This window comes from Actinocrispum sp. NPDC049592 (assembly GCF_040675465.1).
Lineage (GTDB): Bacteria > Actinomycetota > Actinomycetes > Mycobacteriales > Pseudonocardiaceae > Kibdelosporangium.
This window is the reverse complement of record NZ_JBFAPA010000010.1, coordinates 282591-295291: the sequence shown is the minus strand read 5'-3', so window position 1 is coordinate 295291 and position 12701 is coordinate 282591. Positions and strand designations below refer to the sequence as shown.

The window sequence follows — 12701 nt, the reverse complement described above, 5'->3', positions numbered from 1 at the left end:
AACCGGGAAGGAGAGACATGTCCGAGGTCGAGCGGGTGGTCCAGGAGGCCGCGGCCAAACTGAACCTGACCACCATCGCCGGACTGGACCTGGCCAGGTCGGTGTCGCTGGTGGAGGCGATCAACGCGGCGCTGGGCACGAACCTGTCCAGCGGGGTGGTCGCCGACCACCCGGACATCGGCAGGCTCGCCGCGCACGTCGAGTCGGTGCTGGCCGCGCACGCCCCGCCGGAGGCCGTCGCGGTGGTCGGGCTGCACTGCCGCACCGCGGACGCGCCGGACCCGGACCGGTTCTGGGACCTGGTGCGCGCGGGCCGGGACGTCACGCGGGAGATCTCCGACCCGGTGGCGCTGCGCATGTTCGGTGAGGCGTTCAGCGGTGTCGCGCTGCCGCGGTACGGCGCCATGCCCGACACCGACGCCTTCGACCCGGCGTTCTTCCGGATCTCACCGACCGAGGCGGCCGCGATGGACGCCGCTCAGCGCGTGCTGCTGGAATCCAGCTACCACGCACTGGAAGACGCCGCGATCGACGCCGCTTCCCTGCGCGGGCAACGGGTCGGCACCGTCGTGGGCACGACCGGCCTTGCGCCGCAGGCGGAGTACACCGCGCACTCGCTGCTGGGATCGGACACCAGCGTCATGGTCGCGCGGCTGGCGTACCACCTCGACCTGGCCGGGCCCGCGCTCGCGGTGGACACCGCCTGCTCGTCGTCGCTGGTGGCCATCGACGTGGCCATCCGGTTGCTGCTGTCCGACCAGGCCGACATGGTGCTCGCGGGCGGCGTGTACGTCATCAACCACCCCGGCGTGTTCCTCACCATGCAGAACCTGGGAACCGTCTCGGCCACCCGCAGGTGCACGCCGTTCGACGCGCAGGCCGACGGCATGCTCGTCGGCGAAGGCGTGGGCATGCTCGTCCTCAAGCGGCTGTCCGACGCCATCCGCGACAACGACCGCGTGCACGGCGTGATCCGGGCCAGTGGCACCAACCAGGACGGCCGCACCTCCGGCATCACCGCACCCAGCGTGCACGCGCAGTCGACGCTGCTGCGCGATGTCCTGCGCCGCAGCGGGGTCCAGGCGGACCGTCTCGGCTACTTCGAGGCCCACGGCACCGGCACCACGCTCGGCGACCCGATCGAGATCGCGGGCATCACCTCCGCCTACGCCGGGCTCACCGACAGGAAGGGGTACTGCCCGATCGGGTCGGTGAAGGCCAACATCGGCCACACCATGGGCGCCGCGGGCGTGCTCGGCGTGATCAAGGTGCTGCTGGGCATGCGGGCCGGTGTGGTGCCACCGGCGGCGAACTTCAGCAGCCCCAACCCGCACATCGACTTCGACTCAGCGCCCGTGCGTGTGGTCACGCAGGAGAGCCCATGGACCCCTGGGCCGGACGGCTACCGGTACGCGGCGGTCAGCTCCTTTGGTTACAGCGGGACGAACGCGCACCTTGTGCTGTCCGACTACCCGGTGCCCGACCGGCAGCCTGCCTCACCTCGTCTGCAGCTGGTGCCGTTGTCGGCGCGTTCCGCGGAACGCCTGCAGGCCAAGGCGGCCGAACTCGCTCAGGCCCTGCGTGGACCGCTCGCCGGGGCCGATCTCGCCGATGTCGCCTACACCCTGCAGGTCGGCCGCGAGGCGATGCCCGAACGGGCTTTCGTGGTCGCGGGCTCGACCGGCGAACTGGCCGCAGAGTTGGACCGAGTCGCGGTCGGAGAACGCGGGGAGGTTGATGCCATCCCCGCCGAGCTGGCCGAGCAGGCCCGGCAGTGGATGGCGGGGGAGCCGGTGTCGTGGGCACGCCTGCACCTGGGCACCGCACCGCGGCGGATCGGCCTGCCCGGATATCCCTTCGAACGCAACCGTTACGGCCACGCCTGGGCCGACGGCACGCCGATCGAACGGCCCACCAACGGCCAAGCGCCGATGCTGCCGCCGTCCGCCACGAACGGGCACGCGTCCATAGAGTCCACTATGGACGCAGAGTCCACTGTGTCCACGACGCCTGGTGTGCCGTCCATGCTGTCCGAACTGGACGCCGCGGCCGCCGCGCACTTCGACGAACATCCCGACCGGACCAGCCTGCAGGCCGCGATGGCGGAGGAGGAACTGGTCAGCGAGCTGGGCGGGCTGTGCGACCGGCTGCTGCTGGCATCCCTGCGCCGCATGGGCGTGTTCACCGGCGCGGGCGAGCAGTACACAGTGGATGATCTGGTCGGCAGGCTCGGCATCGTCGCCGAGCACCGCCGCCTGATCACGGCGCTGCTGAACTTCCTGGCCGACTCCGGTTACCTCACCCAGCAGGACGGCCGGTTCACCACGACCGATGCCTGTGCGGCGATGACCCTGCGCTGGGATCTGTCCGAAGTGGAGCGGGTGACCAGCGGCCTGGTCGCGAGCAGGCCGGCGATGGGCGGCTTCGCCCGGCTGCTGACGTCCTGCCTGGACGCCTACCCGGATGTGCTGACGGGGAAGCGAAAGGCGCACGAGGTGCTGTTCCCGGACGGCAAGTTCGACGCCGTGGGCGACATCTACCACAGCGATCAGGACGCCAACGCCCTCGTCGCCCGGATGGTCCGCGAGTACGTGGCGGCCCGGCTGGCGCGTGACCCGGAGGTCCCGGTCGCGGTGGTGGAGATCGGCGCGGGCACCGGCGGCACGGCCGCGAAGGTGTTGCCGGCCTTGGCCGGCCACGCCGGCAAGGTGCGGTACACCTACACCGACATCTCCCGCGGCTTCACCCGCTACGGCGCCGACCGGTACGGCCGGGAGTACGAGTTCCTCGACACGGCGGTGCTCGACATCGAGCGTTCCCCGGCCGCACAGGGTGTTGCCGAGGGCGGCTACGACATCGTGCTGGCCACGAACGTGCTGCACGCCACCGCCCGCATCGACCGGACCCTCGCGAACGCGCGGTCGCTGCTGCGGCCGGGCGGCGTGCTCATCCTGCTCGAGGTCACCCGCGTGCAGCGGTTCCCGACGCTGACGTTCGGGCTCATGTCCGGCTGGTGGTCGTTCCAGGACGAGCGGCTGCCGGACGGCCCGCTGCTGAGCGCGCCGATGTGGCGGCGTGCGCTCGAACACGCCGGTCTGGGCTCGGTGCGGTCGTTCTCCATGCTCGCCACCCGCGAGGACCGGGCCATGGAATCCGTTGTCCTGGCGGAGAACCCGGGCGCCACCGAGACCGCGACGGCCGCGGAGACGTCGCTGCCCGAGGCCGCGCGGCAACCGGCCGCACCTGCGGACGGGGCGCCGGTGCCAAGCCTGGAGAGCGACGCGCTGGTGACCATGGTGGCCGAGGCCGTGGCTGAAGTGCTTGGCCTGGGCGAGGTCAAGGCCGGTGACGACTTCCACGAGCTGGGCGGTGACTCGATCCTCGCGACCCAGGTCATCTCCCGGCTGCGCGGCCGGTTCCCGATCGAGCTGGACCTCGGCGGCCTGTTCGACGCCCGGACCATCACCGGCATGGCCCAGGTCGTGGAGTCCGAGCTGGTCGACCGGATCGACGAGCTGCCCGACAGCGTCGTCGCCGAGATGCTCGCCTGACCCCCGCCAACGAGAGGAGCTTTCGCATGTCGCTGGACGAGCAAGTCAGCGCGGGCCGCACCCGGTTGTCGCCGCAGAAGCAGGCGCTGCTGGCCAAGCTGACCGGCGGCCGGCGGGAGGAAGGACCGAGGAAGGGCGGCATCCCGCGCCGTGCCCCCGGCACCCGTGCGCCGTTGTCCTTCGCGCAGCACCGGTTGTGGTTCCTCGACCGGATGGTGCCCGGCAGCCCGGCCTACAACGTCGTGATGACGTTCGCCATCCGTGGCCCGCTGCGTCCGGAGATCATGGGGCAGGCGGTCGACGAGATCGTCCGCAGGCACGAGGCGCTGCGTACCACGCTGCCCGACGAGGACGGCGAGCCGTGGCAGCGCGTCGCCGAGCAGCTCAGCATCCCGGTCGTCACGCACGACCTGCGGCACGCGCCGGACGAGGTGGACGCGCGGATCGCCGAGCTGTCCCGGCAGCCGTTCGACCTGGCCGAGGGGCCGCTGCTGCGGGTCGTGCTGCTGCGCCGGGCCGACGAGGAGTGGGTGGTGTTCCTCAACGCCCACCACGTCGTGGTCGACGGCTGGTCGCTCGGCCTGTTCTGGGAGGAACTGCTCACGCTCTACGACGCCTTCGCCGCGGGCCGGCCGTCGCCGTTCGCCGAGCTGCCCGTCCAGTACCCGGACTTCTCGATCTGGCAACGGGAGTACCTCAGCGGCGACCGGCTGGACAACCAGCTGTCGTACTGGCGTGAGCGGCTGGCCGGCGGCACCGAGCACCTGGAGCTGCCGTTCGACCGGCCCCGGCCGGCCGTGCAGTCCTTCGACGGCGGCGACGCCGAGCTGGTGTTCCCCGGTGCGCTGCGCGACCGCTTGCAGGACCTGGCCCGCGGCCAGGGCGTTGGCCTGTTCACGGTGCTGCTCGCGGCGCTGAAGGCGTTGCTGCACCGCTACACCGGGCAGGGCGACATCGCCGTGGGGTCCCCGGTCACCAACCGGACACACGTGGACATCGAGCCGCTGATCGGGTTCTTCGTCAACACGCTGGTGCACCGCACGCAGGTCGACGGCGAGCAGACCTTCGCCGAGCTGGTCACACGGGTGCAGCAGACGGCCGCGGGCGCGCAGCGCCACCAGGAGGTGCCGTTCGAGGCGATCGTCGACGCGCTGCGTCCCGACCGGTACCTCAGCCAGAACCCGCTGTTCCAGGTGTGCTTCAGCTTCCTGCCCGCGCGGCCGTTGCGCTCGCCGGCCGGGCTGACCGTGGAACGCATCTCCGGGGTCCGCAACGCCACGGCCAAGTTCGACCTGTGGATCAGCGTCGTCGACCGCAACGACGACCTGCTGGTCGAGGTCGAGTACAACTCCGAGGTCTTCGACCAGGCCACCATCGACCGGATGCTCGCGGCCTACCGGACGCTGCTGGACGCGGTGGCGCGCGACGCGAGCACGACGATCGACCGGCTGCCGGTGATGACCGCCGAGGAGCGCGCCCGGATCGAGACCGAGTGGGGACCCCGCTCGCACACCGCCCCGGTGCCGGACGAGCTCGTCCACGAGCTGTTCTCCCGGCACGCCAGGACAACCCCGGACGCGGTCGCGGTGCGGTGCGACGGGGTGAGTCTCACGTACCGCGAACTCGACGACCGCGCCAACGCGCTCGCCGCCGCCCTGCGGGCCCAGGGCGTGGGGCGCGGCACTCTCGTCGCGCTGGCCACCGAGCGGTCGGCCGAGCTGGTCGTGGGCGTGCTCGGCATCCTCAAGGCCGGTGGGGCCTACGTCCCGGTGGACCCGGCGTACCCGGCCGAGCGGATCCAGTACCTGATCGGCGACAGCAAGGTGCGGATCGTCGTCACCCAGCGGCACCTGGCCGGCCGGCTGCCCACCGGCGAGGCGACCGTGCTGAGCACCGACGGCCATCCGCCCGCCGCGGACCCGGGGCGCCTGCCGGACGCCGACCCGCGGGATCCGGCGTACGTGATCTACACGTCGGGCTCCACCGGGACGCCCAAGGGCGCGATCGTCAGCCACGCCAACGTCACCCGGCTGTTCACCGCGACCGAGGAGTGGTTCCACTTCGGACCGCGGGACACCTGGACCCTGTTCCACTCCTTCAGCTTCGACTTCTCGGTGTGGGAGCTGTGGGGAGCGCTCGCGCACGGCGGAACGCTGGTCGTGGTCCCGCACGCGGTCTCCCGCTCGCCGGAGGACTTCCTGCGGTTGCTGCGCACCGAGCGGGTGACCGTGCTCAACCAGACCCCGTTGGCGTTCCGGCACCTGATGGCCGCCGAGCAGTCCGCGCCGCCCGGGGACCTGGCGCTGCGGCTGGTGATCTTCGGTGGTGAGGCGCTGGACGTGGCCGGCCTGCGGCCGTGGTTCGACCGGCACGGCGACCAGCGGCCCCGCCTGATCAACATGTACGGCATCACCGAGACCACGGTGCACGTGACCTACCGCGAGATCACCAGGGCTGACCTGGACCGCAAGTCGCCGGGATCGCCGATCGGCCGGCCGATCCCGGACCTGTCCGTGCGGGTCGTCGACGGCTACGGCGAACCCAGCCCGATCGGCGTGCGGGGCGAGCTGTTCGTCGGCGGTGACGGGGTGGCGAAGGGCTACCTGGACCGGCCGGAGCTGACCGCGCAACGGTTCGCCGACGGTCCCGGCGGGCGCGAGTACCGGTCCGGCGACCTCGTGCGCTGGCTGCCGGGCGGCGAGCTGGAGTACCTCGGCCGGGCCGACCAGCAGGTCAAGGTGCGGGGACACCGGATCGAACCGGGCGAGGTCGCCACCGCGCTGACCGATCACCCAGGGGTGCGCGAGGCGATCGTGCTGCCGGACGCCGACGGCAGCAGGCTCGTCGCCTACGTCGTGCCGGAGCCGGAACCGGACCAGGCCGCCGACGAGCGTGGCGAGGAGTGGCGGGACGTCTTCGACCGCGTCTACGACGAGGACGTCAGCGAACCCGAGTTCGACATCAGCGGCTGGGACAGCAGTTACACCGGCGAACCCCTGTCCCCCATGGACATGTGGGAATGGGTCGGCACCACCGTCGACCGGGTGCTTGAGACGGGCCCGCGACGGGTGCTGGAGATCGGTTGCGGTACCGGTCTGCTGCTGGCCCGGATCGCCCCGCATTGCGTTGAGTACCACGGCATCGACATGTCGGCGACCGCCATCCGGAAGGTCCGGGAGACCGTCGTGGCGCCGCGGGCCGACCTGGCCGCGGTCCGGCTGCACGTGCTGGCCGCGCACGAGCTGGACGGGTTCGAGCCGGGGCAGTTCGACACGGTGGTGATCAACTCCGTGGTGCAGTACTTCCCGGATCCCGGATATCTGCGCGAGGTCATCGCCGGCGCGCTGCGCGTGGTCGCCGACGGCGGCACGGTGTTCGTCGGCGATGTGCGGGCGCTGCACCTGTTCGACACGTTCCATGCGGACGTCGAGTTGCGTCGTTCGGCGGGCCGGAGCGCCGCTCAAGTTCGGACGAAGATTCGGCACGCGGCCGCGCGGGACCGTGAGCTGGTGCTGGATCCGGCGTTCTTCGAGCTGGTGCGCCGGGACAACCCACGGATCGGCCGGGTGGAGACGCAGCTGCGGCGCGGCGAGCGGGACAACGAGATGACCCGGTACCGGTACGACGTCGTGCTGCACGTCGGCCCCAAGGTCGAGCAGCGGGTACCGGAAACGGTGATCGAGTGGTCCGGCACCGCGCTGGCAGCGGTGGAGAACGCGGTCCGGGAGACAGCGCCGGAGGCACTGGTGGTCCGCGGTGTGCCCAACGCCCGGCTCGTCGATGTGGCCGGTGCGCTGGCCGAACTCGACCAGGCCGGGGCCGAGGACCTCGCACCGGTGCTGGCGGCCCGACCCACAACGCGACGGGAGGGTGCGGTCCATCCCGAAGTGTGGTGGCAGTTGGCGCGCCGGCTTGGCCGGACCGCGGTCGTGTCGTGGTCGCGGGGTGCGGTGGACGGCCGGTACGACGTGGTGCTGACGACCGCGGAGACGCGGGATCGGTGGATCGCCGACGTGCCACCCGAGGTCGAGCGGATCGAGGACACCGCGACCGATCCGTCGTTCGCCACAGCCGCCGCTGCCTTGGTACCGCGGTTGCGCGCGCACCTGAAGGACCGGTTGCCGGACTACATGGTGCCATCGGCGTTCGTGCCGCTGACCCGGTTCCCGATCAACGCCAACGGGAAGCTCGACCGGGGCGCCCTGCCGGCCGCGGTGCCCGACCTGACCGACGCCGCCGACGAGTCCGCCGAGCCCGCCACGCGTGCCGAGCGTGTCCTCGCCGAGGTGTGGGCGGAGGTGCTCGGCGTCGCGCGAGTCGGCACCGGAGCCAACTTCTTCGAGCTCGGCGGCGACTCGATCCACACCATCCACGTGGTGTCGGCGGCCCGCAAACGCGGTGTGCGGATCACCCCGCAGATGATCTTCCTGCACGAGACGCTGGGGTCGCTCGCCGCTGCTGTGTCTACTGTGGACACTGTCGGCGATACGGAGGCTGCCGGCCCGGGGGCCGGACCGGACGGTGACGTGATCGCCCGGCTGCGGGCCGAGCCCGGGGTCGAGCACGTCTACCCGTTGGCGCCGTTCCAGTCCTGGGCGTTGCGGAGCATGCTGGCCAACCCGGCCAAGGGCGCCTTCCAGGTCCACCGGTTGACCGCGATGCCCCGCGGGCTGGTGGATCCCGAGGTCTTCCGGGCCGCCGCGGTGGAGCTGGCCCGGGCCTACGAAGTGCTGCGGACCTCCTTCGTGTGGACGGGCCTGGCCGAGCCGGTGCAGGTCGTGCACCGGGAGCCGGTGGTCGAGTTCGAGTTCGCCGACTGGCGCCGGATGGCACCCAGCGAGCAGGACGCCGCGCTGGAGCGCCATCTCGCCGCCGACCGGGAGCGCGGGGTCGACCCGGGTGTCCCGGCCGGGTTGCGGTACTTCGTGGCCGATGTGGACGACGGGCACTGCCTGATGGTCGTGAGCCTGAGCTACCTGTGCCTGGACGGGTGGTCCTTCAACATCATCGCCAACCAGTTCGACCGGGTGATCGCCGACCTGGTCGCCGGCCGGCCCGCCGCACCGGAGCAGGGGATGCGCTTCCGGGACTTCGTCGCCGAGGCCGGCCGCCGGGACCGGGCCGCCGAGGCCGGCTACTGGCGCAGGGCCCTGGCCGGCCTGCGCGAACCGACCCGGCTGGCCGCCGCTGTGCCGGGCAACCGTTCCGGCGCGGGCGAAGGGTTCGGGCGGCAGTGGGTGAACCTGCCCGACGACCTGTCTGCCGCCCTGCGTGGCCTGGTGCAGGAGCGGAAGGTCACGTTGAACGTGCTGTTCCAGGCGGGCTGGGCGGCCACCGTCGCCGCCTTCGCGGGCGACGACGTCACCCACGGGATGCTGATGACCGGGCGGTCGTCGGGCCTGGACGGTGTCGACGCGATGGTCGGGCCGACCCTGAACATCCTGCCGTTGCGGACAAAGGTGGACGCGGCCGAGCCCGTGCCCCAGTTCCTGCGGCGGGTGATGGTCGAGACCGCCGAGGTCGGGGCCCACGAACACTCGGCCCTGGACGAGGTGCTCGGGTACAGCGAGCTGCCGGCCGGTCAGCTGCCGTGCGAGAGCTACCTGGTGTTCCAGAACGTCGGCGTGGACACGTCCGAACGGTTCCCGCCCGGCTACTACGTCTCCCGGATGGGATTCCCGTTGCGGCTGGACGTGTTCCCGACCAGCACGATGACCCTGCACATGTCCTACTACCGGGAGCTGTTCACCGACGAGTCCATCGGGCTGCTGATCGGCGCCTACACCGCCGTGATGCGGGCGCTGGCGGACGCGGGGGACGGCACCGTGCAGCGGTTGCTGGACGCTGCCCGGGGTGCGAGTGCCCCGGTCGGCGAGCTGTCCGGGTTCCGCGAGGGCGGGTTCGTCGTGAAGGACATCGTGGCCCTCGCCGGGAGTGCGTCGCGATGAGCACCCCGACGGTCTTCATGTTCTCCGGGCAGGGATCCCAGCACTACCGGATGGCGGCCGAGCTCTACCAGAGCGAACCGGTCTTCCGGGCCGAGCTGGACCGGCTCGACGCCATGGTCGGCGAGCTGGCCGGACAGTCCGTGGTGGCCCGGCTGTACGGCAGCGGACGGGTCGGCGACGCGTTCACCGACACCCTGGTCACCCATCCGGCGATCGTGATGATCGAGCTGGCCGTGGCCGAGCTGCTGCGGGCCGACGGCATCGTGCCGGACCTGCTGCTCGGGTCGAGCCTGGGCGAGTTCACCGCGGCCGCGGTGGCCGGGGTGCTCACCGTCCCGGAGTGCCTGGGCCTCGTGGTGTCCCAAGCCCGTGCCCTGCAAGGACTTCCGCCCGGCGGGATGCTTGCCGTGCTCGGGGATCCCGCCCTGCACAACCGGATGCCCGAGTTGCGGGATGGCACCGACCTCGCGGCCCGCAACGGCCCCGAGCACTTCGTGATCTCGGGCGCGCAGGACGCGCTGGTGCGGGCGGAGGCGGCACTGCGCGAGGCGGGCGTGCCCTGCCAGCGGGTGCCGGTCGAGCACGCCTTCCACTCGCGGCTGCTCGACTCCCGCCGGGCGGCCTGCGGTGATCTCCTGCGCGGGCTGCGGCTGCGGCCACCACAGATCCCGGTCATCTCCTGTGCCAGCGCCGGCCGGGTCGACGAGCCGACGCCCGAGCACTACTGGCGGGTGGTGTCCGGGCCGATCGAGTTCGAGCGGGCGATTCGCGGGCTGGAGGCGCAGGGGCCGCACCGCTACATCGATCTGGGGCCGTCGGGCACCCTGCACAACCTGACGGCGGCGATCCTGGGAGCTTCGCGAGGCCGCTCCTATCCGTTGCTCAGCATGTTCGGCCGCGACAGCCGGCTGCTCGCCGACGTTCGCTCGGCGTTCGCCCCGCGGCCGGCCGCCCGTGCTCCCGTGCCCGCCGACGTCACCGGCGGCACCACTGTGGAAGGACTTCCGATGAAGGTCTACGGGTTTCCCGGTCAGGGATCGCAGTCCCAGGGGATGGGGGCCGGCCTGTTCGACCGCTTCCCCGAGCACGTCGCCACGGCCGATGCCGTGCTCGGTTACTCGCTGCGGGAGCTGTGCGAGCGCAATCCGGAGGGCAGGCTGCGGCAGACCCAGTTCACCCAGCCCGCGCTGTACACGGTCTGCGCGCTGTCCTACCTGGCGCGTCAGCAGGAGGATCCGGTCCCGCCGGACTACCTCGTCGGGCACAGCCTGGGCGAGTACGCCGCGCTGTTCGCCGCCGGGGTGTTCGACTTCGAGACCGGCCTGCGGCTCGTGGCCCGCCGCGGTGAGCTGATGGGACAGGTCGCGACCGGGGCGATGGCCGCCGTGGTGGGCTGCGATCTGTCCACTGTGGACTCAATGGTCGCCGGGATCGACGGCGTGCACGTGGCCAACATCAACGCCGCCGACCAGGTGGTGCTGTCCGGTTCGGACGAGGCGATCGACGCCGTGGCCCCGTTGGTCGAGGCCGCGGGTGGCAGGTACGGCCGGTTGCGGGTGGGCGGCGCCCTGCACTCGCCGTTCGTCTCCGGCGCGGCCGAGCAGTTCGGCGAGTTCCTCCGGACGGTGACGTTCGCCCCGCCGCGGATACCGGTGATCGCCAACCTCGACGCCCAGCCGCACGACGCCGAGGGCATCCGGCACCGGCTGACCCGGCAGATCGACAGCCCGGTGCGGTGGCTGGACATCGTCCGGTACCTGATCGACCGGGGCGAGTTCGAGTTCGTCGAGCTGGGGCCGGGAAAGGTGCTGCGCAACCTGGTCGCCAAGATCAGGAAGCAGACGGCCGAGGCGCAGCCGCAGCCCGCCGCACAGCCCGCCGTGCAGTCCGCCGTGCAGCCCGTGGTGGCCGTCGATCACCGGACGGACCGGATCGACCTGGGCGCCGCCTCGTTCCGGGAGCGGTACGGGGTGCGGCACGGCTGCGTCGCCGGATCGATGTACGGCGGGATCTCCGGCCCGGATCTGCTCGCCCGCCTGGCCAGGTCCGGCGGCATGGGCTGCTACGGCGCGGGCGGTCTGACCCTGGCCGAGGTGCGCGACGGGATCGGCAAGGTGCTGGCCGAGCTGGGCCGCGACCGCCCGTTCGGCGCGAACCTGCCCTACCACCAGGCCGATCCGGACCGGGAGCTGGCCCTGGCCGACCTGTACCTCGAGCTGGGGGTGACCACCGTCGAGGCCTCCGGGCACCTGGAGATCACCCCCGCGCTGGTGAAGTTCCGGCTCAAGGGCGGCAACGTGCTGGCCAAGGCCGCCCGCACCGACCTGGCCGGGCAGTTCCTGTCACCCGCGCCCGCCGAGCTGGTCCGGCACCTGCGCGAGCACGAGCACATCACCGCCGACGAGGCCGCCCGGGCGCACACGATGCCGGTGGCCACCGACATCGTGGCGGAGGCCGGGTCCGGCTGGCTCAGCGGGCCGGCGACGCTGGCCACGTTGCTGCCGTCGGTGCTGCGGCTGCGGGACCGGCTGGCGGCCGGGCCCGAGCGGGTGCACGTCGGGGCGGCCGGCGGGATCGGCACGCCCGAGTCGGCCGCGGCCGCGCTGCTGATGGGCGCGGAGTTCCTGGTCACCGGGTCGATCAACCAGTGCACGGTGGAGGCCGCGACCAGCCCGCTGGCCAAGGACATCCTGCAGAGCATGTCCGTGCACGACGTGGACATCGCGCCGTGGACCGAGATGTTCGAGCTCGGCGCGAAGAACACGGTGGCGCGCAAGGGACTGTTCTACCCGGCCAGGGCGATGAAGCTGCACGAGCTGTGGCGGGCGCACGACCGGTACACCGACATCGACGCGGCCACCCGGGAGCAGATCGAGCAGCGGTACCTGCGCAGGCCGTTCGCCGAGATCCTCGGCGAGATCGGCGCGACCGGCGACGCCAAGCGGGACATGGCCGCCGTGTTCCGGACCTACATCAGCCAGGGCCTGGAACTGGCCCGCGACGGCGACCCCGCCCGCAAGGTCGACTTCCACATCCCGTGCGGCCCCGCCATGGGCGCGTTCAACGACTGGGTCCGCGGCACGGAACTGGAGCAGTGGCAACGCCGCCACGTCGACACGATCACCGAGCACCTGCTGACCGCCACGGCGACGCTGCTCGCCGAGCGGGCCCGCGGGTTCGTCCGCTGACGGAGGGCAACCGA

3 protein-coding genes are annotated in these 12701 nt (G+C 72.0%); all 3 read left to right on the top strand.

Annotation, left to right across the window (positions count from 1 at the left end):
- Window positions 1-17 precede the first annotated feature (17 nt).
- From AB0J95_RS26010 to fabD, 3 genes are read left to right on the top strand one after another with little or no spacing between them, the layout of a single operon-like run.
- On the top strand, window positions 18-3551 hold the full coding sequence (locus tag AB0J95_RS26010) for a beta-ketoacyl synthase N-terminal-like domain-containing protein (protein ID WP_364762811.1): 3534 nt from the start codon (window positions 18-20) through the stop codon (window positions 3549-3551).
- A 26-nt stretch (window positions 3552-3577) separates the two neighbouring features.
- On the top strand, window positions 3578-9499 hold the full coding sequence (locus tag AB0J95_RS26005) for an amino acid adenylation domain-containing protein (protein WP_364762808.1): 5922 nt from the start codon (window positions 3578-3580) through the stop codon (window positions 9497-9499).
- The gene (gene fabD / locus AB0J95_RS26000; RefSeq protein WP_364762806.1) at window positions 9496-12687 is read left to right on the top strand and encodes an ACP S-malonyltransferase; all 3192 of its coding nucleotides are present in this window, start codon (window positions 9496-9498) and stop codon (window positions 12685-12687) included. The genes AB0J95_RS26005 and fabD overlap by 4 nt, the downstream gene beginning before the upstream one ends.
- The last annotated feature ends 14 nt before the right edge of the window (window positions 12688-12701 follow it).

Bases quoted from the DNA above. Each gene is read 5' to 3' on its own strand.
- AB0J95_RS26010 (WP_364762811.1), top strand. From the start codon at position 18: ATGTCCGAGGTCGAGCGGGTGGTCCAGGAGGCCGCGGCCAAACTGAAC.
- AB0J95_RS26005 (WP_364762808.1), top strand. From the start codon at position 3,578: ATGTCGCTGGACGAGCAAGTCAGCGCGGGCCGCACCCGGTTGTCGCCG.
- fabD (WP_364762806.1), top strand. From the start codon at position 9,496: ATGAGCACCCCGACGGTCTTCATGTTCTCCGGGCAGGGATCCCAGCAC.